Here is a 23150-nt window from a genome sequence, read left to right on the forward strand (position 1 = left end):
GGGTCAACGGGGTGACGGACCCGTCCGGTGAGAGATCGGCCGCGCGGCCGAAGGATCACCTGCGCAGCGGCCGGATCACCTGTACAGCAGCGGGATCACCTGTACACCGCGGGATCAGCCGCGCGGCCGAAGGGTCACCTGCGCGCCCGGTTCACCGCGGAGACGACCGCCTTGAGGGAGGCCCGCACGATGTTGGCGTCGATCCCGACCCCCCACAGCACCTGCCCGTCGATCGCGCATTCGATGTACGCGGCGGCCTGGGCGGCGGCGCCCTCGCTCAGGGTGTGCTCGGAGTAGTCCAGCAGCCGTACGTCCACGCCGATCGCGGCCAGGGCGTCGAAGAAGGCCGCCAGCGGGCCGTTGCCGGTGCCGGTCAGCACGGTCTCGGCACCGTCCACGACCGCCTCGACGGTGAGCGCGTCGGTGCCCTCGCTGGTGGTGGACGTCTGCGCGCTGCGCAGCGCGATCCGGCCCCACCGGTTGTCCTCGGTCGGCAGGTACTCGTCCCGGAAGACCGCCCAGATCTGGTCCGGGGTGACCTCGCCGCCCTCGGCGTCGGTCTTGGCCTGAATCGTCTTGGAGAACTCGATCTGCATCCTGCGCGGCAGGTCCAGGTTGTGGTCGTTCTTCAGGACATAGGCGATCCCGCCCTTGCCGGACTGGGAGTTCACCCGGATCACGGCCTCGTAGGAGCGGCCGACGTCCTTGGGGTCGATGGGCAGGTACGGAACCGCCCACTCGATGTCGTCCACCGTCTTGCCCTGCTCGGCGGCGCTCGCCTCCAGCGCCTCGAACCCCTTCTTGATGGCGTCCTGGTGGGAGCCGGAGAAGGCGGTGTAGACCAGATCGCCCGCGTAGGGGTGGCGCGGGTGGACCTCCATCTGGTTGCAGTACTCGGCGGTGCGGCGGATCTCGTCGATCTGCGAGAAGTCGATCTGCGGGTCGACGCCCTGGGAGAACAGGTTCATGCCCAGCGTCACCAGGTCCACATTGCCGGTGCGCTCGCCCTGCCCGAACAGGCAGCCCTCGATCCGGTCCGCCCCGGCCATGATCGCCAGCTCGGCGGCGGCGACGGCGGTGCCGCGGTCGTTGTGCGGGTGCACCGACAGGCAGATGTGCTCGCGCCGGGACAGATGGCGCGACATCCACTCGAAGCGGTCCGCGTGGGTGGACGGGGTCGAGCGCTCGACGGTGGCCGGCAGGTTCAGGATGATCTCGCGGCCCGCCTCGGGCTGCCAGACGTCCATGACGCCCTCGCAGACCTCCAGCGCGAAGTCCAGCTCGGTGTCGGTGAAGATCTCCGGGCTGTACTGGTAGCCGAAGACCGTCTCATCGCCGAGGATCTTGTCGGCGTACTCCATCACCAGCCGGGTGCCGTCCACCGCGATCTGCTTGACCTGCTCCCGGGTGCCGCGGAAGACGACCCGGCGGAAGGTGGGGGCGGTGGCGTTGTAGAGGTGCACGGTGGCCTTGTGCGCCCCGCGCAGCGACTCGACGGTGCGCTCGATCAGCTCCTCGCGCGCCTGGGTGAGGACGGAGATCGTCACGTCCTCCGGGATCGCGCCCTCCTCGATGATCGACCGTACGAAGTCGAAGTCGGTCTGGCCGGAGGAGGGGAAGCCGACCTCGATCTCCTTGTAGCCCATGCGTACCAGCAGGTCGAACATCTCGCGCTTGCGGGCCGGGGACATCGGGTCGATCAGCGCCTGGTTGCCGTCCCGCAGGTCGGTGGAGAGCCAGCGCGGGGCGACGGTGATGCGGTTGTCCGGCCAGGTGCGGTCCGGGATGTCGACGGCCTCGTACGGGCCGTACTTGTGGATCGGCATCCCCGAGGGGCGCTGCGCGACGGTCGCGGCGGTGATGGGCGTGGGACGGCCGACGGCGTTACCGGAGGTCTCGGAATGACCGGGCGTATCGGAGTGAGTCATGGTGCGCGGGGCTCCTTGTGTGAATCCGCTGTCCGCTGGACGGGTCCGCTGGTACGGAAGTCCTGGGGCGGCCGACGGGGCGTGATCACCGCAACGCCGAACTCCGCGGGGAGGGGGTCGGCCTTCGACTACAGGCCCTCGCCGCGGCAGCTAAGAAGAAGCAGCCCGAAACGCATGATGGAAGGCAGCCTAACCGAGACGGACGGGACACGGCGGGCCCGTATCACTATGCGGACCGATACATGGTCCGCGGGAGAATACACATCTACCACTCGATTTCAGCAATCATGGCCGCAAGGCGTGACACGGCCACCACGCGGTGCGACATTGCCAGCCATGGACGCCATGGACGCCAACGCCAACGCCCGCGGTCACCGCCGGACCGCTGCCCCCGGTGACCGCCGCACCGCCGCCTTCTGCACGATCGTGCCGCCGCATGTCCTCGACAAGCTGGCCCACGCCGACGACCCCGCACTGGCCGAGCCCGCCCGCCGCACCCTGGAGCGGGACGCCCTGGAGCGCACCCGCCGCCGGATCACCACCGTCCGCGGGGTCGTCGCCGCCGCCCCGCCGGCCGAGCCCTCCTACCAGCCCCGGCGCACCATCTACGACGCCCAGCACACGACCTCGCTGCCGGGGCGGAAGGTGCGCGGCGAGGGCGACCAGGCGGGCGCGGACGCCTCGGTCAACCGCGCCTACGACGGGCTCGGCGCGACCTTCGAGCTCTTCCTGAAGGCGTACGGCCGGCACTCGATCGACGGCTCCGGGCTGCCGCTGGACGCGAGCGTCCACTACAGCGACGACTACAACAACGCCTTCTGGGACGGCGAGCAGATGGTCTTCGGCGACGGGGACGGCGAGGTCTTCCTGGACTTCACCATCCCGATCGACGTCATGGCCCACGAGCTCACCCACGGCGTCACGCAGTACACCGCCAACCTCGAGTACTTCGGCCAGTCCGGGGCGCTCAACGAGTCGATGTCCGATGTGTTCGGCTCACTCGTCAAGCAGCACGCCCTCGGCCACAGCGCCGAGCAGGCCGACTGGCTGATCGGCGCCGGGCTGCTGGCGGAGCGGGTCACCGGAGTGGCCCTGCGCTCGCTGAAGGCCCCGGGCACGGCGTACGACGACGATGTGCTGGGCAAGGACCCGCAGCCGGGCACGATGGACGACTACGTCCGCACCTCGCGCGACAACGGCGGCGTCCACATCAACTCCGGCATCCCCAACCACGCCTTCTACCTGGCCGCCACCGCCCTGGGCGGCAACGCCTGGGAGCGCGCCGGGCAGATCTGGTACGACGTGCTGACCGGCGGCGAGCTGGCCTTCGACGCGCAGTTCGCCGACTTCGCCCAGCTCACGGTGGCCGCGGCAGACGCCCGCTACGGCGAGGGCGAGGAGCAGGCGGCGGTGCGGGAGGCATGGGCGGAAGTGGGCATCACCGATCTGCGGAGCCGCGTGGGCGCGCGCTAGGGCACGCCATCGGGTAGTGATGGAGCCATGCGTATCTCCGTCATCCGCACCGGCGGATTCGCCGGCATCGAGCGCCGGGCCGAGCTGGACACCACCGGCCGGCCCGACGCCACCCATCTGGACGCCCTGGCCCACCAGGCCGTCGAGGCCGGCCACACCACGGCCACCCGCGGCGTCCCGGACGGCTTCCAGTACGAGATCACCATCGACGGCCGCACCGTCCACGCCGCGGACCCCCACCTGAGCGACGCCCAGCGGGAGCTGATCCGAACGGTGCTGAAGGAGGGGGCGTAAGGACCACCCGGCCCGCCTCAGAACGCACCGGCCTCCGACCGGCGGCCAGGGCCGACCTCAGAACCCCAGCTTCCGCAACTGCTTCGGATCACGCTGCCAATCCTTCGCCACCTTCACATGAAGGTCCAGGAAAACCGGCGTCCCCAGCAGCGCCTCGAGCCCCCCTACCTCCGCCGCCCTCGCACCGCTCGGCCCCAAGGGGCCTCCCGGGCTTCGCACAGCCGCGCCGGCCTCCGACCGGCGGCCACGGCCGACCTCAGAACCCCAGCTTCCGCAACTGCTTCGGATCACGCTGCCAATCCTTCGCCACCTTCACATGAAGGTCCAGGAAAACCGGCGTCCCCAGCAGCGCCTCGAGCCCCCCTACCTCCGCCGCCCTCGCACCGCTCGGCCCCAAGGGGCCTCCCGGGCTTCGCACAGCCGCGCCGGCCTCCCACCGGCGGCCACGGCCAGCCTCAGAACCCCAGCTTCCGCAACTGCTTCGGATCACGCTGCCAATCCTTCGCCACCTTCACATGAAGGTCCAGGAAAACCGGCGTCCCCAGCAGCGCCTCGATGTGTTTGCGGGACTTGGTGCCGACCTCTTTCAGGCGGCGTCCCTTCGGCCCGATGATGATGCCCTTCTGGCTGGGCCGCTCGATGTACAGGTTGGCGTGGACGTCGAGGAGCGGCCGGTCCGCGGGGCGGCCCTCGCGGGGCAGCATCTCCTCCACGACCACCGCGATGGAGTGCGGCAGCTCGTCCCGTACGCCCTCCAGCGCGGCCTCCCGGATCAGCTCGGCCACCATGACCTGCTCGGGCTCATCGGTGAGGTCGCCCTCGGCGTAGAGGGTCGGCCCCTCGGGCAGCAGCGGGACCAGGAGATCCGCCAGCAGATCCACTTGCCGATCCCCGACGGCCGAGACCGGCACGATCTCGGCCCACTCGATGCCCAGCTCCTTGCCGAGCCGGTCGATGGCGAGCAGTTGCTGGGCCAGCTGCTCGGACTCGACCAGATCGGTCTTGGTGACGATCGCGACCTTGGGGGTCTTCTTGATCCCCGCGAGTTCGGTGGCGATGTAGCGGTCGCCGGGGCCCAGCTTCTGGTCGGCGGGCAGGCAGAAGCCGATGACGTCGACCTCGGCCCAGGTGGTGCGCACCACGTCGTTGAGCCGCTCGCCGAGCAGGGTGCGCGGCTTGTGCAGACCGGGGGTGTCGACGAGCACCAGCTGGGCGTCGGGGCGGTGCACGATGCCGCGGACGGTGTGGCGGGTGGTCTGCGGGCGGTTGGAGGTGATCGCGACCTTCGTCCCCACCAGCGCGTTGGTCAGGGTCGACTTGCCCGCGTTGGGGCGGCCGACGAAGCAGGCGAAGCCCGAGCGGTGCGGGGTCTCCCGCTGCTCGGTCGGGGACGGGGAGGTACGGGCAGTCATGGTCCCCATTCTCCCCGATGCCCCGACCGGCTCCGACCAGCCGTCCCGGCCTCGTGCGACCGCCGCTGGCGGTGGGGGGCGGCCGGGTGGCGGTGGTTGGCGACGGGTCAGGCCGGCAGTGTGGCCCGCGGGGTGCCGTCGGGGCCCGCCAGCAGCACCGGGGTCCCGGCCCCGCCGAGGTCCCGTACGGCCGCGCGGTCCTCCTCGGACACGCTCTCGCTCTCGCTCACCACGGCCGCGGCCTCCAGGGACGTGGCGCCGCTCGCCACGGCCATGGCGACGGCGGTCCGCAGCGCGCTCAGCTTCAGCGAGTCGAGGGCTACGGTGCCGGCGACATACGTACGCCCCGTCTCATCGCGGACGGCGGCGCCCTCCGCCACGGAGTTGCGGGCCCGCGCGGAGCGGGCCAGCGTGATGATCTTGCGGTCTTCGGGGTCCAGCTGCGCTGCTTCGCTCATGCGGATGAGCATATGCGGGGCGCGCCGGACCGCCGTGCGGCGGTCCGGCGCGGACGTGCGGGTTCGGGCCTTACGGGAGCAGCGGTACGGGCTGGAAGGTCAGCGAGGCCGACCCCGACGACGGGCTCAGGCCCGGCGCACCGGCGAAGGAGGCGGTGTACGTCGAGGCGGTGAGGACGGTCGGCGACACGGTGACGTTGCTGAGCGTCGCCGTGCCACTGGCGTTGGTGACCGCGCTGCCCAGCGGGATCGGGCCCAGTGCGGAGTTGGCGACGAAGGTGAGGGTCTGACCTGGGATCGGGTTGTTCGACGCGTCCCTCAGCGTCGCGCTCAGGGTCGGGATGACCAGCGTGCCGTTGAACCGCAGCCGGATGGTGGCCGGGTTGGCGGTCACGGTGGTCCCGGTCGGCGCCGCGCCCACGTTCTGGGTGATCGTCGGCGAGGTGGAGCCGCTGAAGCAGCCGTCGCCGCCGTAGGAGGCGACGACCGTGTGCGGTCCGGCGGTGAGGATGTTGGTGCTGACGCTGGCCTGTCCGAAGGCGTTGAGCGTGCCGGTGAGGGTGGGCCCACCGCTGATCACGAACGTGACGGTCCCGGTCGGAGTGCCCGTCGCCGGCGGCACCGCGGTCACGGTGGCGGTGAAGGTCACGGTCTGGCCGGTGGTAGACGGGTTCGGCGAAGAGGTGAGCGTGGTCATGGTGTTGGCCTGACCGACGGTGACCGATCCGGAGGCCGACGAGCCCCCGACACCGGTGTTGCCCGCATAGGTCGCCGTCACCGCGTGCGTACCCACCGGAATGGCACTGGTCGTCACACACGCCTGACCACTGGCGTTCAACGTCCCGGTCAACGTCGGACCACCCGCGATCGCGAACGTCACCGTCCCGGTCGGCGCACAGGTGCCGGGCGATGTCGTGGTGACCTGCGCGCACAGGGTGACCGCCTGTCCGCACACCGGAGCGGCGGGCGTGATGGTCAGCGTGGTCGTGGACGCGGCCTGGCCGACGGTGATGGTGCCGGAGGCCGACGAGCCCCCGACACCGGTGTTGCCCGCGTAGGTGGCCGTCACCGCGTGCGTCCCCACCGGAATGGCACTGGTTGTCACACACGCCTGACCACTCGCGTTCAACGTCCCGGTCAACGTCGGACCACCCGCGATCGCGAACGTCACCGTCCCGGTCGGCGCACAGGTGCCGGGCGATGTCGTGGTGACCTGCGCGCACAAGGTCACCGGCTGGCCGCACACCGGAGAGCTGGGCAAGAAGCTCAGCGTGGTGGTGGAGGTGCCCTGGCCCACCGTGACGGAACCGGATGCGTTCGAGCCCCCGACACCGGCGTCGCCGGAGTACGTGGCCGTCACCGCGTGCGTACCCACCGGAATGGCACTGGTCGTCACACACGCCTGACCACTGGCGTTCAACGTCCCGGTCAACGTCGGACCACCCGCGATCGCGAACGTCACCGTCCCGGTCGGCGCACAGGTCCCCGGCGCCACCGTGGTCACCTGCGCGCACAGGGTGACCGCCTGTCCGCATACCGGAGCGGCGGGCGTGATGGTCAGCGTGGTCAGGGAGGACGCCTGATTCACCGTGATCGGCGTGGTCGCCGTCGAGCCGATGACATCCCCGTCGCCCGCGTAGGTGACGGTCACGGTGTGCGTGCCGACCGGGATGGCGCTGGTGGTCACGCACGCCTGACCGGTCGCGTCCAGCGTCCCGGTCAGGGTCGGGCCGCCCGAGACGGCGAAGGTCACGTTCCCGGTGGGCGTGCAGGTGCTGGGCGGCGCGACGGTCACGTTCGCGCAGATGGTCACCGGCTCGCCGCAGACGGAGGGGCTGGGCGAGACGCTCACCGAGGTGGCCGACGTGCCCTGGCCCACGGTGATCGGCGCCGAACCGCTGGAGCCCGCGACGTCCGTGCTGCCCCCGTACGTGGCCGTCACGGTGTACGACCCCGCCGTCAGCGCGTTGGTGGTCACACATGCCTGGCCGGTCGCGTCGAGCGTGCCGGTCAGGGTCGGGCCACCGGTGATCGTGAAGGTCACCGTGCCCGTGGGCGTACAGGTGCTCGGCGGCGCCACCGTGACCTGCGCGCAGATGGTGACGGCCTCGCCGCACACCGGGGCGGCGGGCGACACCGTGACCGATGTGGCCGACACTCCCTGGCCGACCGTGACCGTTCCGGTGCCGGAGGAGCCGGCGACGTCCCCATTGCCGCCGTAGGTGGCCGTCACGGCATGCGTCCCCACCGGGATGGCGTTGGTCGTCACGCATGCCTGGCCGGTCGCGTCCAGCGTGCCCGTGAGCGTCGGCCCGCCCGCCACGGAGAAGGTCACCGTGCCCGTCGGGGTACAGGTGCCGGGCGCCACGACCGCCACCTGCGCGCACAGGGTCACCGACTCACCGCAGACCGGCGAGGCGGGAGAGACCGTGAGGGTCGTGGTCGAGGAGGCCGGGTTGACGGTGAGCGGGGTCAAGGGCGAGTTGGACGCGGCGAAGTTGGTGTCGCCGTTGTAGAACGCGGCGACCTGGTGGGTGCCCACGCTCAGGGCCGGGACGGTGACGGAGGCGTTCCCGGAGCCGTCGAGGGTTCCGTTCACCGTGGGCCCGTCGGCGCTGATGATGAAGGTGACCGTACCGGTGGGGGTGCCACTGCCCGGGGGCACCGCCGCCACATGGGCGGTCAGCGTCACGGTCTCCCCGCAGACGGGGGCGGGCGGGACGAAGGTGACGGTGGTGGCGGTCGCGGCCAGGTTGACCTGCTGGATGGTCGTGCCGGAGGAATTGTCCGCCGGGTCGGTGGAGTTGACGAAGTTCGCCGTGACCAGATGGGAGCCGACGGCGAGGGTCGAGTCGGTCACGCTGGCCGTGCCGGAGTCGGGCCCGGTGGGGGTGAGCGTCACGGGGCCGATGGTCGGGCCACCGGCGAGGACGAAGGTCACGTCTCCGAATGGAGGGGATCCGGCGGTGATGCCGGTGACGGTGGCGGTGTAGGTGACGGACTGACCGAAGACCGAGGGGTTCGGTGTGGAGGTCACCGTGGTGGTGGACATGGAAGCGGCCGCCCTTTCCTGCTGGCAGGGGGGATGAGCCGCCCGGCTCCGCGCGGCGCGGGCTGCGCGGAGCCATGGCCTCTGCGCGGGGGTGCCCATACGGTCGGCCTGTCTACGTCAAGCGGACAGGCCGACCGTCCCCCGACAGAGGTATGGGCGACCCACCAGTCGGTATCTGCAAGTAAGCGGGCTGCTACGCCGGATGGGCCAGGGAGGGGACGGCGTTTCCACTCGGATGGCGCAGCGCGGCCCGCGCGTTGCCGATGCGCGGGCGCACGGACGCGCATCGGCCGCGGCGAACGCCGCGCCCAGGCGCACGGGAGAGCGCGTGGGGACGCGGGCAGACCGAGCGACGTACGGCATGCCGATCCGGTCCGGCCCCGTCGGAGACGCCACGGCCCCGCCCCCAAGAGGAGGCGGGGCCGTGGCGGGCAGGAGGCGGTCCGGCGGGGCGCCGCCGGACCGCCGCTCAGCTCTCTCGACTCGGCTGCGGCGGGCAGGGGGCCTGGGCTCTCCGAACTCGGCCCCGCCCGGCGGGGCCTAGCTCTCCGACTCCGCCGCGGCGACCTCGCGGACCGGCTCGACCAGCACCGTGACGATGCGGTTGCGGCGGCCCGCCGGGGACTCGGCGGTCAGCCGCAGCGCCTTCAGGGCGGGGTCGGTGCCGCCCTCGGGGACGTCGACCTCGGCCTTGGCGCCCGCGATCGGCACCCGGCCCAGCGCCTTGGCGAGCAGCCCGCCCACCGTCTCGACGTCCTCGTCCTCCAGGTCGGTGCCGTACAGCTCGCCCAGGTCGCCGAGGGCGAGCCGGGCGGTCACCCGGTGGCTGCCGTCGCCGAGGTCCTCGATGGGCGGCAGCTCGCGGTCGTACTCGTCGGTGATCTCGCCGACGATCTCCTCGAGGATGTCCTCGATGGTGACGATGCCGGCCGTGCCGCCGTACTCGTCGATCACGACGGCGACGTGATTGCGCTCCCGCTGCATCTCGCGCAGCAGATCGCCCGCGTTCTTGGTGTCCGGGACGAAGGCGGCGGGCCGCATCGCGGTGGAGACCAGCTCGGACTCGGCCTCGCGGTTGATATGCGTCTTCCGGACCAGGTCCTTGAGGTAGACGATCCCGACCACGTCGTCCTCGTTCTCCCCGGTGACCGGGATACGGGAGAAGCCGGAGCGCAGTGCGAGGGTGAGGGCCTGCCGGATGGTCTTGTAGCGCTCGATGACCACGAGGTCGGTGCGCGGCACCATCACCTCGCGCACCAGGGTGTCACCGAGCTCGAAGACGGAGTGGACCATGCGCCGCTCCTCGTCCTCGATCAGCGACTCCTGCTCGGCGAGGTCCACCAGGGCGCGCAGCTCGGCCTCGGAGGCGAACGGGCCCTTGCGGAAGCCCTTGCCGGGCGTGAGCGCGTTGCCGAGGAGGATCAGCAGCGGCGGGATGGGGCCCATCACCCGGGCCAGCGGGATCAGCGCATAGGCGGCGGCGGTCGCGGTGTTGAGCGGGTGCTGGGCGCCGATGGTGCGCGGGGAGACGCCCACGGCCACGTACGACACCAGGACCATCACGCCGATCGCGACGGTCAGCGCCTTCCAGGTCTCGTCGAACTGGTGCAGACACGCATAGGTGACGACGGCGCCCGCCGCCATCTCGCAGGCCACCCGGACCAGCAGGGCCACATTGAGGTAGCGGGTGGGGTCCGCGGCGACGAGCATCAGCTTGGCGCTGCCCCGCCGCCCGGAGCGCACGGCCTCCTCGGCGCGGAACCGGGTGGTGCGGGCGAGACCGGCCTCGGCGCAGGCCGCCAGCCAGGCCACCACGACCAGCAGGACGGCCGCGGTGACGAGCTGCGCGGTCATCGGACGGTGGGGGCCGGGGAGGGGCCGGTCAGACCCTGCTCCGCACGCCAGCCGTCGATGATGGCGGCCTGGAGGCCGAACATCTCGGCCCGCTCGTCCGCCTCCTCGTGGTCGTAGCCGAGGAGGTGGAGGACGCCGTGGACGGTGAGCAGCTGGAGCTCCTCGTCCATGGAGTGCCCGGTCGGCGCCTCCTCCCCCTGCCGCTTGGCCACTTCGGGGCAGAGCACGATGTCCCCCAGGAGGCCCTGCGGGGGCTCCTCGTCGTCCTTGGCCGGCGGACGCAGCTCGTCCATCGGGAAGGACATGACATCGGTGGGCCCCGGCAGGTCCATCCACTGGATGTGCAGCTGCTCCATGGCGTCGGCGTCGACGACGATCACCGAGAGCTCGGAGAGCGGGTGGATACGCATCCGGGCGAGTGCGTAACGGGCGACGTCGAGCACCGCCCGCTCGTCGATATCGGTACCGGACTCGTTGTTGACGTCGATCGCCATGAGCGTTTTGGGTTACTTTCCGTTGCGGCTGTCGTACTGGTCGTACGCGTCGACGATACGGCCGACCAGCTTGTGACGGACCACGTCGGTGCTGGTGAGCATGGAGAAGTGCACGTCCTCGACGCCCTCCAGGATCTCCCGCACCTGGCGCAGACCGCTCTTGGTCCCGCCCGGGAGGTCGATCTGGGTGATATCGCCCGTGATCACTACCTTGGAGTCGAAGCCGAGCCGGGTGAGGAACATCTTCATCTGCTCGGGGTTCGTGTTCTGCGCCTCGTCGAGGATGATGAACGCGTCGTTGAGCGTCCGGCCGCGCATGTACGCCAGCGGCGCGACCTCGATCGTGCCCGCGGCCATCAGGCGCGGGATGGAGTCGGGGTCGAGCATGTCGTGCAGCGCGTCGTACAGCGGCCGCAGATACGGGTCGATCTTCTCGTAGAGGGTGCCGGGAAGGAAACCGAGCCGCTCCCCCGCCTCGACCGCGGGCCGGGTGAGGATGATCCGGTTGACCTGCTTGGACTGCAGGGCCTGGACCGCCTTGGCCATGGCCAGGTAGGTCTTGCCGGTGCCCGCGGGGCCGATGCCGAAGACGACCGTGTGCTTGTCGATGGCGTCGACATAGCGCTTCTGGTTGAGCGTCTTGGGACGGATGGTGCGGCCGCGGTTGGAGAGGATGTTCTGGGTGAGCACCTCGGCGGGTGTTTCCGCCACTCCGTTCTCGCCGTTCTCGGCCGCGCGCAGCATGGAGATCGAGCGCTCCACCGCATCCTCCGTCATCGGTTGACCGGTGCGGAGCACCAGCATCATCTCGTCGAACAGACGCTGGACCAGGGCGACTTCCTTCGGGTCCCCGGTGGCGCTGACTTCGTTGCCCCGCACGTGGATATCGGTCGCCGGGAACGCGTTCTCGATCACACGCAGCAACGCGTCACCGGATCCCAGGACCATGACCATGGGGTGCTTGTTCGGGACCGTGAACTGCGCATGCGCCTGCGGTGCTGTGGTTGGTTGCGTCATGGGCCGGCTCTCGGGCCTGCTTCTACCTCCTGTGACAAGGGTTCCCGCCGCTCGACAACCCCGGCTTCCAGAGTACGACGGAGCACCGACAAGACCCGAGCCTTTTACTCCACACCCACGCCGCACGCACACCACGCGCCCCGGCTGCCCCGGGTGCGGGCCCGGTCCTACGCCTGGCGGAAACCGATCGTCGGGACGGCCCGGCGCAGCGGCCAGGGGCGGGCGACGGCCGGGAGCAGACGGTCGAGGAAGGCATAGCGGCGCAGCGCGCGGGCGGGCTGGTCGTCGTAGGCGCGGGCGTGCTGCCACCAGGCGGCGATCTCGACCCAGCCGGGCGCGGACAGCGACCCGCCGAACTCCTGCACCGACAGCGCCGCGGTCAGCCCGGCGAAGGCCAGCCGGTCGGCGAGCGGCCAGCCGGCGAGCGTGCCGGTGACGAAACCGGCGACGAACACATCCCCGGCGCCGGTGGGGTCCAGGGCCTCCACGGCGATCGCGGGCACCTCGGCGGTCTCGCCGGTGCCGCCGTCGACCGCGTACGCCCCCTCGGAGCCGAGGGTGACGACGGCGAGCGGGACCAGGTCGGCGAGGGCCCGCGCGGCGGCGCGCGGGCAGTCGGTGCGGGTGTAGCGCATCGCCTCCTCGGCGTTGGGCAGGAACGCCTCGCAGTGCTCCAGCTCGGCCAGGTCGGCCGGGTCCCAGCGGCCGGTGTCGTCCCAGCCGACGTCCGCGAAGACCCTGCTGCCGCGGCGGGCGGCCTCGGCGACCCACTCCTGGCGGCGGCCGGGCACCAGGGAGGCCACCGCGGCGCGGGCAGGGGGCGGGCAGCTGGGCGCGGGCTCCTCGGGCGGCGGGGCCTCGTGGCCGTGGGAGACCATGGTCCGCTCGCCCTCGTAGGCCATGGAGACCGTCACCGGGGAGTGCCAGCCGGGGATCGTGCGGGACGGCGACAGATCGATGCCCTCGCCCCGGTCCAGGGCGTCGCGGCAGTAGTCCCCGTAGTGGTCGTCACCGAAGGCGGCGGCGAGCGAGGTGCGCAGGCCGAGCCGGGCCAGGGCGGTGGCCATGTTGGCGACACCGCCGGGGCTGGAGCCCATGCCGCGGGCCCAGGACTCGGTGCCGCGGACGGGGGCGGTGTCCAGGCCGGTGAAGATGATGTCGAGGAAGACGGTGCCGGTCAGATAGACGTCGCACTCCGGGTCACCGGGCCGGCGCACGGCCGCGAGCGGGTCGAGCAGCGGGCAGCCCGCCGCGAGCTTGTCTCCGTCGTGTGTCGTCACCGCGCTCTCCCAGGTCTGGCCGGTCCGCTCCGTCGTCGGATACGGGTGCGGCCAGTGTGCACGATGGCACGGACAACCGGCCGCCTCAGCGCCGTTTGGGCAGCGCCACGGTCATCAGGTCCCGGGCCACCGTGAGCTCCCCCTCGAACCCCGCGGCCCGCGCCTGGCGCTCGAAGTCGGCCGGATCGCCGTAGCGCTGCGAGAAGTGCGTCAGCACCAGATGCCGCACCCCCGCCCCGGCCGCGACCCGGGCCGCCTGCCCGGCGGTCAGATGCCCGTACTCGACGGCCAGCGCCTCGTCCTCGTCCAGGAAGGTCGACTCGATGACCAGCAGATCGCACCCCTGGGCCAGCGCATAGGCGCCCTCGCACAGCCGGGTGTCCATGACGAACGCGAAGCGCTGCCCCCGGCGCACCTCGCTGACCTCCTCGATCGCGACCGTACGCCCCTCGCGCTCCAGCACCCGCTCCCGCTGGAGCCGGCCGATCTCCGGGCCCCGGATACCGAGCGCGGCCAGCCGCTCGGGCAGCATCCTGCGGCCGTCCGGTTCGACCAGCCGGTAGCCGTACGACTCGACGGGGTGCGAGAGCCTGGCCGCCTCCAGCGTGTACCCGGGGGTGCGGGCCAGCACCCCGCCGTCACCGGCGACCGGCTCCTCGGCCAGCGCCACCGTCTCGCGGTAGGCGGTCGCGTACCGCAGCCGCTCGAAGAACCGCCGGCCCTCGGCCGGGTAGTGGGCGGTCACCCGGTGCGGCACCCGGTCGAGGTTGATCCGCTGGATCACCCCGGCCAGCCCCAGGGAGTGGTCCCCGTGGAAGTGCGTGACACAGATCCGGTCGATGTCATGGGCGGCGACCCCGGCCTTGAGCATCTGGCGCTGGGTGCCCTCGCCGGGGTCGAAGAGCAGGCCCTCGCCGTCCCAGCGCAGCAGATAGCCGTTGTGGTTGCGGTGCCGGGTCGGCACCTGGCTGGCGGTGCCGAGGACGATCAGTTCCCGTGCGGACAAGGGTTATCCGGGGGGCCAGTTGAGCCCACGGCCGCCCAGGACGTGGGCATGGGCGTGGAAGACGGTCTGGCCGGCGCCGGAGCCGGTGTTGAACACCACGCGGTAGCCGGTGTCGTCGATCTTCTCATCGGCGGCGACCGTGCCCGCCTCGCGCAGCACATCCGCGGTGATCCCCGGTTCGGCGGCGGCGAGGGAGGCCGCGTCCGGGTAGTGCGCCTTGGGGATCACCAAGATGTGGGTGGGCGCCTGGGGGTTTATGTCGCGGAACGCGACGGTGGTGTCCGTCTCGCGGACGACGGTGGCCGGCACCTCCCCCGAGACAATCTTGCAGAACAGGCAGTCGGTCTGCGGTTCTCCCGCCACCGGTGGCTCCTTACGGATCGTCGGCACGTACGGTCCGGATGGTACCGGGAGGCCCTGCCGACGGTCGCGCTCGCGCCCTATTCGCCCTGGGCGGCACGGGTCACGGTGCGGTCCGGGGCCGTGCCGCTCTCGGTGCCGCCCGGAGCGGCGCCGCTCCCGGTGGGGTCCGGGGCGGCGGTGCGCTCCGTGACGCTCGGGGCGGCGGTGCGCTCAGGAGCGGCAGGATTGGTGGCGCTCTCGGTGGTCCGGTGCTCCCGTGGGTGGCTGAAGGTCGGGCGGGGGCTTGCGGTGTCAAGGGCGCGGCCCTGGCACTCCCCGATCACGTTCGCCTGGAAGACCTTCCGGCCGTCCACCTCGCCGGTCAAGTCGCCCCGGACGCAGTGGTTCTCCCGTACGTAGGTGACCCGGCCGCTGACCCTGATGTCCTTGTCACTGTCGGTCCTGCCGCGGCAGTCCACCCGCGCGTCGGTCTCCTGGGCCCGCTCGGTCTCGCGCGGGGGCTCACTCGCGCGTGTCCGCTCGCTCGCGCGCGCGGGCGAGGCGCCGACCGTACGGCCCTTCCTGAACTCGGCGTTGCAGCTCATCCAGCGGACGCCGACACCGCCCCGCTCCAGCGCGTGTGAGGCGACCTTGTCCGTGGTGATCGCGATCGTCACGGAGCTGAGGCCGCCCTCGGCCGGCTCGCACCCCGTCACCGCGACCGCCGCCGCGCCGACCGCCACGACGGCCAAAGCCGCCCGCCCCCGCTCCACTCGGCTGAATACCCCCATGGGGGACAGATTCCCATTGGTCGCCACGAACCGAAAGACGGTCATCGGCCAGCTGGAAACCGCCTTCGGTCAGCCGACCGGGCGGCTCGCGCGCCCGTACGGACGGCAGGAGCCGGGCCTATGGCTCTCCGCGCCGTTCGTCGGCTCGTCCGCCCGCGCCCAGCAGGCCGGTGGGGCGCAACGGCCGCTCGGCCTCGATGCGGGGCAGCGCGCGGCGGGACACGCGCAGCACGACGGGCGGCAGCGCGGCCCGTGCCACTTGGGCGAGGCGGAGCCATGTGGGCACGTAGAGCGCGGTGCGGCGCCGTTCCACGGCGCGCGCCAGCCGGGTGGCGACCGCGTCCACCTCGGAGACGCGACGGACCGGTGGCGGCATGTGGGAGCGCAGCGCACGCAGAGCCTCGGCTGAGTCGTCGTCACCGATCATGTCGGTGTCGACCCAGTTGAGGTAGGCGATGCCGACCGCGACGCCGTGGTGTGCCACTTCGGCTCGGAGCGAGTGGGCGAACGCCTCCACACCCGCCTTCGACGCGCAGTAGGCGCTCATCGTGGGCGCGGCGCCGAACGACGCCAGTGATCCGATCTGGAGGAAATAGCCGGCGGAGGCCATGAGGTCCGGGAGGAAGGTGCGTGCCGTAAGGGCGCTCGCACTGAGGTTCACATCGATCACCCGACGCCAGACGGCCGGATCCGATGCGGCCAGCAGTCCGGCCACCGCGACCCCCGCGTTGGCGACCACGGCCGAAGGGCGGCCCAGGTGTCCGCGGACCTCCCGGGCCGCGCTCTCCAGGGCGGTGACGTCGGTGACATCGACCTCGAGGGCCAGCGCGGCGGTCGGCAACGAGGCGGCCACCTCGTCCAGCGCCCGCTTCTCATGGCCGAGAAGCGCCGTCCGGGCGCCGCGTCGTGCGAGCTCGCGCGCCAGTGCCGCGCCCAGCCCGCGGGCGGCTCCCGTCACCACCACGGTCCGGTCCTCGAGCGGGCTGTCTCCCATGGTCCGTCCCTTCGTCACCGAGTGCCCGGCGCAGTCGGCTTGATGGCACGTCGCCAGGCTCTCGACATGCGGTCGGCTCGCTGGCGTGTCGCCGGCCCGCGGCTCAGCCACCAGGCGGTGGTCGCCTGCCGAGCCGGTCGCGCCGGGCGAGCAGGCGCTGGGCCCGTGCCAGGCCCGGCGGCCGGTGCCGGCGCAGTGCGGCACGTGCGGCGTTGGCGCCCGGAGCGCCGTGGACTCCGCCGCCCGGATGGGCGCCGGCGGAGGCGAGGAAGAGGCCGCCCACCGGTGTCTCCGGCCGCCCGGTCCCGGGCAGCGGACGGAAGACGAGCTGCTGGTGGAGGTTGGTGGTGCCGCCGTTGATGGCACCACCGAACAGGTTGCTGTCGAGCGACTGGAGCGTGGGCGGGGCCAGGATGCGCCGGGAGCGGATCAGGGCCCGGAAGCCTGGCGCGAACCGTTCGACCTGACGTTCCACCCGGTCGGCCATGATCTCCTGCTCCCTGGTGTCCCAGGTGCCGGTCAGGCCCTCCTCCGCCGCGTCGGCCGCTATCCGGTGGGGCACGTGGGTGTAGGCCCAGGCGGACTCGGTGCCCCGGGGCGAGCGCGCCGGGTCCGCGGTCGTCATCTGGCCGAACAGCGCGAAGGGGCGGTCGGGGACCTGGCGCATGGCGATCTGGGCCGCGAACCGGGTGAGCTCGTCCAGACCGTCGGCCAGGTGGACGGTGCCGGCCCGCGCCGCCCCCTCGGCCTGCCACGGCACCGGTCCGCCGAGTGCCCAGTCCACCTTGAAGGTGGCGAAGTCCCACTGGAAGCGGCGCAGGTCGGACAGGAGCGGGGACGGCAGGTACTCGGCGTCGACGAGCTCGCCGTACAGGACCGGTACGGATACGTCCGCGAGCACGGCACGCCGTGCGGACACCGTCGCGCCGCCGGCCGTGGCCACCCCCCTGGCCCGCCCGGCGCGGACGATCACCCGGTCGACGCGCTGTCCGCAGCGCAGCACCCCACCGCGGGTCCGCAGCCGCTGGACCAGGGCCGCGACCAGGGCGCCCGAGCCGCCGACCGGCACCGGAAAGCCGTAGGTCTGGCCGAGCATGGACATCAGCCACCCGAATCCGCCGCTGCCCGCGGCCTCCGGAGCGAGGTCGGCGTGCAGGGCGTTGCCCGCCAGCAGGAGCCCGCCGCCCTCGCCGCGGAATTCCTCCTCCGCCAGGCGCCGCACCGGCAGCACCATGGTGCGGGCCATCCGCAGCCCGCCCGCGCCCCGCAGCCGGACGAAGAGCCGGGCCACCGCCCTGACCGGCGGAAACGGGGTGAACAGGGCGTCCAGCACATCCGGCCGGAGACCGTCCCACATCTCGTGCAACCGGCGCCAGGCGACCCCGTCCCCCGCCGCGAAGGCATCGAGGGAGTCGGCCGTGGTGTCGATCGCGCGGTCGAGCACCGCGCATCTGCCGTCGCCCAAGGGGTGGGCCAGCACATGCGGCGCATGGCTCCACCGCAGTCCGTGCTCCTCCAGCCGGAGCCCGGCCATGACGGGGGACGCGGCGGCGAGCGGATAGAAGGAGCTGAAGACGTCGTGGACGAAGTCGGGATCGACGCCCCTGTCGTGGCGCACGGCCCCGCCGGGTTCCGGCTGCTCCTCCAGCACCTCCACGCTCCAGCCCGCGTCGGCCAGCACATTGGCCGCCACCAGTCCGTTGGGTCCGGCCCCGATCACCACCGCGTCAGCCACGGCCGCCTCCCGTCCCGGGGAGCCGGCCGGCCGGATGCGGGGCGGGGCCGGTCCCGCGCCCGGCGGCTTCCACCTCGCACACCTTGGCCAGCCGGGCGAGCATCGCCCGGTGCCGCAGCTGGATCAGCGCCTCCATGCCCATGTTGTGCAGCACACCGCCCGCCCCCTGGAGCGGATGCTCGTCCACGATCACCAGGCAGTGCTCGCCCCAGGGCCGCAGTTCGATGGCGATCCGCGCCGTGCCCAGGAAGCCCGCATGGGCCTCGAACTCCACCGCGGCTCCCTCTTCGCAGCGCCGTACGACGGTCTCGTTGGTGAGCCGAAGCGGGCCCAGCCGTACCTCGTAGTCGATGACCGAGTCCTTCCCCGGCCAGTCGCCCCGCACCGGCTGGGACGTCGAGGTCCCCACCACCCACTCGCCGTACCGGCTGCCGTCCGCGAGGACGGCCCACACGGTCTGCGGGCTGGTCTTGATCAGACGATGACGTCGTGCCATACGCCCCTCCGATACACGCCTCCGCGGCCGGAACCGGCATCGCCGGACACCACCGGGTCCCCGCCGTGCCGCGGGTCAACCAGGACGCGTACGGAGAATGCCGTGAGGTACGGGCTACCGCCCGAGCGCTCGGTCGCCGCGAGCAGGCGGCCGGGCGAGCGCTCGGACCGGCCGGGACCGCTCGGACCGGCCGGGCTCGCTCAGCTCCAGCGGCCGGTGCGGCCCAGCAGCAGCGCGGCGGCGGCCGTCCCGGCCGTGGAAGTGCGCAGCACGCTCGGGCCCAGCCGGTACGGCCGCGCGCCCGCCTCGGCGAAGGCCGCCAACTCCTCGCCGGACACGCCCCCTTCCGGCCCGACGACCAGCACGATCTCACCACTCGTCGGCAGTTGGGCGGTGGCCAGCGGTTCGCTGCCCTCCTCGTGGAGCACCGCCGCGAAATCGGCCCCGGCGAGCAGCCCGGCCACCTGCTTGGTCGTCATCGCGTCCATGACCTCGGGGAAGGTCAGCCGACGGGACTGCTTGCCCGCCTCGCGCGCGCTGGACCGCCACTTGCCGAGCGCCTTGAGGCCGCGCTCGCCCTTCCACTGGGTGACGCAGCGGGCGGCCGACCACGGAACGACGGCGTCCACGCCCGTCTCCGTCATGGTCTCCACCGCCAGCTCGCCCCGGTCGCCCTTGGGCAGCGCCTGGACGACGGTGATCCGGGGGGCCGGGGCCGTCTCCTGGCGCACCTCGTCCACCGCGACCTGGAGCCGGTCCTTGCCCTCGACGGCCGCCACGGTGCCCTGGACGCCCGTACCGCGGCCGTCCGTCAGCACCACGGGCTCACCGACGCGCAGCCGCCTTACGGACACCGCATGGCGCCCTTCGGGGCCCTCCAGCCAGACCCGGGCTCCCGCGGCCGCCCCCGCCAGGGAGTCGGCCACGAACACAGGGGCGGTCATGACACCACACCCCGCTGCGGCTGAAGCCCCAACGCGGCCCGCGCCGCGTCGAGTTCCACCGCGAGCGTCTCCACCAGCCGCGCGGCGGGCAGCTCACGCGCCAGCCGGTGTCCCTGCCCGGCCCACAGCGCCATGCCCTGCGGATCGCCCGCCTCGGCGGCCGCCTTACGGAGGCCGGCAGTCATGTGGTGCAGCTGGGGGTAGGCGGCGGGCGCGTGCGGGCCGTGCTCGCGCAGGAAGCGGTTGACCAGGCCCCGGGCCGGGCGGCCGGAGAAGGCGCGGGTCAGCTCGGTCCGGCCGAACAGCGGATCCGTCATCGCCCGCTTGTGCAGGGTGTTCGCCCCGGACTCGGGGCACACCAGGAACGCGGTCCCCATCTGGCCCGCGGCCGCGCCCGCGGCCAGCGCCGCGGCGATCTGCGAACCGCGCATCATCCCGCCCGCCGCGATGATCGGGACCTCGACGTACTCACGGACCAGCGTGATCAGCGACAGCAGCCCGAGTCCGGCGCCCGTCCCGTCGGCGGCCGGGTCATCGCTGTACGAGCCCTGGTGGCCGCCGGCCTCCACACCCTGCACACAGACCGCGTCGGCGCCCGCCCACTGGGCGGTCTGCGCCTCGACGGGCGAGGTGACGGTCACGACCGTGCGGGTGCCGACCTTGGCGAGGGCGTCGAGGACCGCGCGGGTCGGACAGCCGAAGGTGAAGGAGACGACCGGCACCGGATGGTCGAGGAGTACGGCGAGCTTGGCGTCGTACGCGTCGTCCGAGCCCGCGTCCGGATCGCCCAGCGAGGTCTCGTACCGGGCCGCCTCGCCCGTGAGCCGCTCCCGGTAGGCCGCGACGGCGGCCGGGTCGGCGTTGGCCGGCTGGGGCATGAACAGATTGACGCCGAAGGGCCGGTCGGTCAGCCCCCGCACCTGTTCGATCTCTTCGTGCATCGCCTCCGGCGTCTTGTAGCCGGCGGCGAGGAAACCGAGACCACCGGCCCCGGAGACAGTGGCGGCAAGGCGCGGGCAGGAAGCTCCGCCCGCCATCGGCGCCTGCACGATCGGGTAGCGGAAAAGACCGGTCAGCGCGGAGGACATGGTCACATCGTGTCATGCCCTCCGCACCGGCTCACCATGGGATCACGACGCCGCGCTGGGCCAACGGCGACTCGGCGACGGGCCGCGACCTCGGCCCCGAGGTCTGCGGATACCAGCGCCACGAACCCCCGCACCCCGGCCGGACAGCGCCTACCGCCCGTTGAACGCCTCGGCGAGCCCTACCGCCCGTTGAACGCATCCTTGAGGCGCGAGAACAGCCCCTGCTGCCCCGGCTTGCCGCACCCACCCGGGGGGCAACCCCCGCACCCCCGGCCGGACAGCGCCTACCGCCCGTTGAACGCATCCTTGAGGCGCGAGAACAGCCCCTGCTGCCCCGGCTTGAACTCCCCGGTCGGGCGCTCCTCGCCGCGTAGCTTGGCCAGCCGCCGCAGCAGCTCCTCCTGCTCCGGGTCGAGCTTGGTCGGGGTGGTCACCTCGACGTGCACGATCAGATCGCCCCGGCCGCCGCCCCGCAGATGGGTGACGCCGCGCTGGTGCAGCGGGATCGACTGGCCGGACTGGGTGCCGGGCCGGATGTCGACCTCCTCCAGGCCGTCCAGCGTCTCCAGCGGCACCTTGGTGCCCAGCGCCGCCGCCGTCATCGGGATGGTCACCGTGCAGTGCATGTCGTCGCCGCGCCGCTGGAAGACCGGGTGCGGGACCTCGTGGATCTCCACGTACAGGTCGCCCGCCGGGCCGCCGCCCGGCCCGACCTCGCCCTCGCCGGCCAGCTGGATCCTGGTGCCGTTGTCCACACCGGCGGGGATCTTCACGGTCAGGGTGCGCCGCGAGCGGACCCGGCCGTCGCCCGCGCACTCCGGGCACGGGGTCGGCACCACGGTGCCGAAGCCCTGGCACTGGGGGCACGGCCGCGAGGTCATGACCTGGCCCAGGAAGGACCGCGTCACCTGGGAGACCTCACCGCGACCACGGCACATGTCACAGGTCTGCGCCGAGGTGCCCGGCGCCGCGCCCTCGCCGCTGCACGTCGTGCAGACGACCGCGGTGTCGACCTGGATGTCCTTGGTGGTTCCGAACGCGGCCTCGTTGAGCTCCACCTCGAGCCGGATCATCGCGTCCTGACCGCGCCGGGTCCTGGACCGCGGACCGCGCTGCGAGGCGGTGCCGAAGAACGCGTCCATGATGTCGGAGAAGTTGCCGAAGCCCGCGCCGAAGCCGCCGGCGCCGCCGCCGCCCGCCCCGGACATCGGGTCCCCGCCCAGGTCGTAGACCTGCTTCTTCTGCGGATCCGACAGGACCTCGTAAGCGGCGTTGATCTCCTTGAACCGCTCCTGGGTCTTCGGATCCGGATTCACGTCCGGATGCAGCTCGCGTGCGAGCCGACGGAATGCCTTCTTGATCTGGTCCTGCGAGGCATCACGCGGCACGCCCAGGACTGCGTAGTAGTCAGTCGCCACTTACGACTCCGCCAGGATCTGTCCGACGTAACGTGCCACTGCGCGTACCGCTCCCATCGTTCCGGGGTAGTCCATGCGGGTCGGTCCGACCACGCCGAGTTTGGCGACCGCCTCGTCGCCGGAACCGTAGCCGACCGCGACGACCGAGGTGGCGTTGAGCCCCTCGTGAGCATTCTCATGCCCGATGCGCACGGTCATACCCGAGTCCTTCGCCTCGCCCAGCAGCTTGAGGAGGACGACCTGCTCCTCAAGTGCCTCCAGAACGGGCCGGATCGTCAGGGGGAAATCATGCACGAAACGCGTGAGGTTCGCGGTGCCGCCGATCATCAGCCGCTCCTCGGTCTCCTCCACCAGCGTCTCGAGCAAGGTCGACAGTACGATCGACACGGTCCCCCGGTCCTCCTGTTCGAAGGACTCCGGAAGATCCTGCACCAATTGCGGCACATCCGCGAAACGCCGCCCGACGACCCGGCTGTTGAGCCGGGCCCGCAGATCGGCCAGCGAATCCTCGGTGACCGGGGCCGGGCAGTCCACCATGCGCTGCTCCACCCGCCCGGTGTCCGTGATCAGCACCAGCATCACCCGGGCCGTGGCCAGCGGCAGCAGCTCCACATGGCGCACCGTGGACCGGGTCAGCGACGGATACTGCACCACCGCCACCTGCCGGGTCAGCTGCGCCAGCAGCCGGACCGTGCGGCCCACCACGTCGTCGAGGTCGACCGCACCGTCCAGGAAGTTCTGAATGGCCCGCCGCTCCGGGCTGGACAGCGGCTTGACTCCGGCCAGCTTGTCCACGAAGAGGCGATAGCCCTTGTCCGTGGGGATCCGGCCGGCGCTCGTATGCGGCTGGGCGATGAAGCCCTCGTCCTCCAGAGCGGCCATGTCGTTACGCACCGTGGCCGGGGAGACCCCCAGCCGGTGCCGCTCGGTGAGCGCCTTGGAGCCGACCGGCTCCTCCGTCCCCACGTAATCCTGGACGATGGCACGCAGCACCTCGAGTCTGCGTTCGCTGAGCACCCCGCGCACCTCCAGTCCAGCGGTCTCATCAGGTCGTCCGTCTGGCACTCACGAGGC

General features: G+C 72.1%; 20 protein-coding genes and 1 pseudogene. 2 read left to right on the top strand and 19 right to left on the bottom strand.

The genetic code is table 11. The annotated features are described in order from the left end of the window. Positions 1–134: 134 nt before the first annotated feature. Positions 135–1928: a 2-isopropylmalate synthase gene (gene leuA, locus N6H00_RS13770; RefSeq protein ID WP_268971958.1), complete on the bottom strand. Its 1794-nt coding sequence runs from the start codon at positions 1926–1928 to the stop codon at positions 135–137. A 345-nt stretch (positions 1929–2273) separates the two neighbouring features. On the opposite strand from leuA, the gene N6H00_RS13775 reads away from it, so the two are divergent. Beyond that, positions 2274–3401: a M4 family metallopeptidase gene (locus N6H00_RS13775; protein ID WP_268976954.1), complete on the top strand. Its 1128-nt coding sequence runs from the start codon at positions 2274–2276 to the stop codon at positions 3399–3401. Between the two features lie 27 nt (positions 3402–3428). Then, positions 3429–3695, top strand: a complete 267-nt coding sequence (locus N6H00_RS13780) for a protealysin inhibitor emfourin (RefSeq protein ID WP_268971959.1) — start codon at positions 3429–3431, stop codon at positions 3693–3695. Positions 3696–3752: 57 nt separating this feature from the next. Here the strand turns inward: N6H00_RS13780 and N6H00_RS13785 are convergent. The 18 genes and pseudogenes from N6H00_RS13785 to hrcA form a co-directional block, all read right to left on the bottom strand. Next, positions 3753–3893 (bottom strand): annotated as a pseudogene (locus N6H00_RS13785) (GTPase Era); the annotation flags it as partial. Positions 3894–4150: 257 nt separating this feature from the next. Beyond that, positions 4151–5116 (bottom strand): GTPase Era, encoded by a 966-nt coding sequence (era, locus tag N6H00_RS13795; protein WP_443072946.1) that lies wholly within the window; start codon positions 5114–5116, stop codon positions 4151–4153. Between the two features lie 98 nt (positions 5117–5214). Continuing rightward, on the bottom strand, positions 5215–5565 hold the full coding sequence (locus tag N6H00_RS13800) for a cytidine deaminase (RefSeq protein WP_268971961.1): 351 nt from the start codon (positions 5563–5565) through the stop codon (positions 5215–5217). A gap of 70 nt (positions 5566–5635) precedes the next feature. Next, positions 5636–8617, bottom strand: a complete 2982-nt coding sequence (locus N6H00_RS13805; RefSeq protein WP_268971962.1) for a beta strand repeat-containing protein — start codon at positions 8615–8617, stop codon at positions 5636–5638. A 540-nt stretch (positions 8618–9157) separates the two neighbouring features. Beyond that, positions 9158–10471 carry a hemolysin family protein gene (locus N6H00_RS13810; RefSeq protein ID WP_268971963.1) on the bottom strand — a complete coding sequence of 438 codons (1314 nt, stop codon included), beginning with the start codon at positions 10469–10471 and terminating at the stop codon, positions 9158–9160. Next, positions 10468–10965, bottom strand: a complete 498-nt coding sequence (ybeY, locus tag N6H00_RS13815) for an rRNA maturation RNase YbeY (protein ID WP_268971964.1) — start codon at positions 10963–10965, stop codon at positions 10468–10470. Before ybeY ends, N6H00_RS13810 begins: the two co-directional genes overlap by 4 nt. A 12-nt stretch (positions 10966–10977) precedes the next feature. Further along, positions 10978–11982, bottom strand: coding sequence for a PhoH family protein (locus N6H00_RS13820; protein WP_268971965.1), 1005 nt, complete (start codon positions 11980–11982; stop codon positions 10978–10980). Between the two features lie 167 nt (positions 11983–12149). Beyond that, positions 12150–13262 carry a carbohydrate kinase family protein gene (locus N6H00_RS13825; RefSeq protein ID WP_268971966.1) on the bottom strand — a complete coding sequence of 371 codons (1113 nt, stop codon included), beginning with the start codon at positions 13260–13262 and terminating at the stop codon, positions 12150–12152. A gap of 85 nt (positions 13263–13347) precedes the next feature. Then, on the bottom strand, positions 13348–14268 hold the full coding sequence (locus N6H00_RS13830) for a ribonuclease Z (RefSeq protein ID WP_268971967.1): 921 nt from the start codon (positions 14266–14268) through the stop codon (positions 13348–13350). 3 nt (positions 14269–14271) lie between these two features. Continuing rightward, positions 14272–14631, bottom strand: coding sequence for a histidine triad nucleotide-binding protein (locus N6H00_RS13835; protein ID WP_268971968.1), 360 nt, complete (start codon positions 14629–14631; stop codon positions 14272–14274). Between the two features lie 77 nt (positions 14632–14708). Continuing rightward, positions 14709–15401 (bottom strand): hypothetical protein, encoded by a 693-nt coding sequence (locus N6H00_RS13840; protein WP_268971969.1) that lies wholly within the window; start codon positions 15399–15401, stop codon positions 14709–14711. Positions 15402–15519: 118 nt separating this feature from the next. Beyond that, positions 15520–16395 carry a short-chain dehydrogenase/reductase gene (locus N6H00_RS13845; RefSeq protein WP_268971970.1) on the bottom strand — a complete coding sequence of 292 codons (876 nt, stop codon included), beginning with the start codon at positions 16393–16395 and terminating at the stop codon, positions 15520–15522. A 103-nt stretch (positions 16396–16498) separates the two neighbouring features. Beyond that, positions 16499–18130 (bottom strand): phytoene desaturase family protein, encoded by a 1632-nt coding sequence (locus N6H00_RS13850; RefSeq protein ID WP_268971971.1) that lies wholly within the window; start codon positions 18128–18130, stop codon positions 16499–16501. Further along, a complete protein-coding gene (locus tag N6H00_RS13855) occupies positions 18123–18626 on the bottom strand; it encodes an SRPBCC family protein (protein WP_268971972.1) in 504 nt (167 codons plus the stop codon). The genes N6H00_RS13850 and N6H00_RS13855 overlap by 8 nt, the downstream gene beginning before the upstream one ends. A gap of 200 nt (positions 18627–18826) precedes the next feature. Continuing rightward, positions 18827–19570: a 16S rRNA (uracil(1498)-N(3))-methyltransferase gene (locus N6H00_RS13860; protein WP_268971973.1), complete on the bottom strand. Its 744-nt coding sequence runs from the start codon at positions 19568–19570 to the stop codon at positions 18827–18829. Further along, positions 19567–20658, bottom strand: coding sequence for a nitronate monooxygenase (locus N6H00_RS13865; RefSeq protein ID WP_268971974.1), 1092 nt, complete (start codon positions 20656–20658; stop codon positions 19567–19569). The genes N6H00_RS13860 and N6H00_RS13865 overlap by 4 nt, the downstream gene beginning before the upstream one ends. A 284-nt stretch (positions 20659–20942) precedes the next feature. Next, positions 20943–22076 carry a molecular chaperone DnaJ gene (dnaJ, locus tag N6H00_RS13870; RefSeq protein WP_268971975.1) on the bottom strand — a complete coding sequence of 378 codons (1134 nt, stop codon included), beginning with the start codon at positions 22074–22076 and terminating at the stop codon, positions 20943–20945. Beyond that, entirely contained in the window at positions 22077–23093 is a 1017-nt protein-coding gene (gene hrcA, locus N6H00_RS13875; protein WP_268971976.1) for a heat-inducible transcriptional repressor HrcA, read from the bottom strand. It abuts the gene before it with no gap. Between the last annotated feature and the right edge of the window lie 57 nt (positions 23094–23150).

Source organism: Streptomyces sp. S465 (assembly GCF_026898115.1).
Lineage (GTDB): Bacteria > Actinomycetota > Actinomycetes > Streptomycetales > Streptomycetaceae > Streptomyces > Streptomyces luomodiensis.

Coding starts and splice junctions, on each gene's coding strand:
- leuA (WP_268971958.1), bottom strand. CDS start 1,928: ATGACTCACTCCGATACGCCCGGTCATTCCGAGACCTCCGGTAACGCC.
- N6H00_RS13775 (WP_268976954.1), top strand. CDS start 2,274: ATGGACGCCAACGCCAACGCCCGCGGTCACCGCCGGACCGCTGCCCCC.
- N6H00_RS13780 (WP_268971959.1), top strand. CDS start 3,429: ATGCGTATCTCCGTCATCCGCACCGGCGGATTCGCCGGCATCGAGCGC.
- era (WP_443072946.1), bottom strand. CDS start 5,116: ATGGGGACCATGACTGCCCGTACCTCCCCGTCCCCGACCGAGCAGCGG.
- N6H00_RS13800 (WP_268971961.1), bottom strand. CDS start 5,565: ATGAGCGAAGCAGCGCAGCTGGACCCCGAAGACCGCAAGATCATCACG.
- N6H00_RS13805 (WP_268971962.1), bottom strand. CDS start 8,617: ATGTCCACCACCACGGTGACCTCCACACCGAACCCCTCGGTCTTCGGT.
- N6H00_RS13810 (WP_268971963.1), bottom strand. CDS start 10,471: ATGACCGCGCAGCTCGTCACCGCGGCCGTCCTGCTGGTCGTGGTGGCC.
- ybeY (WP_268971964.1), bottom strand. CDS start 10,965: ATGGCGATCGACGTCAACAACGAGTCCGGTACCGATATCGACGAGCGG.
- N6H00_RS13820 (WP_268971965.1), bottom strand. CDS start 11,982: ATGACGCAACCAACCACAGCACCGCAGGCGCATGCGCAGTTCACGGTC.
- N6H00_RS13840 (WP_268971969.1), bottom strand. CDS start 15,401: ATGGGGGTATTCAGCCGAGTGGAGCGGGGGCGGGCGGCTTTGGCCGTC.
- N6H00_RS13845 (WP_268971970.1), bottom strand. CDS start 16,395: ATGGGAGACAGCCCGCTCGAGGACCGGACCGTGGTGGTGACGGGAGCC.
- N6H00_RS13855 (WP_268971972.1), bottom strand. CDS start 18,626: ATGGCACGACGTCATCGTCTGATCAAGACCAGCCCGCAGACCGTGTGG.
- N6H00_RS13860 (WP_268971973.1), bottom strand. CDS start 19,570: ATGACCGCCCCTGTGTTCGTGGCCGACTCCCTGGCGGGGGCGGCCGCG.
- N6H00_RS13865 (WP_268971974.1), bottom strand. CDS start 20,658: ATGTCCTCCGCGCTGACCGGTCTTTTCCGCTACCCGATCGTGCAGGCG.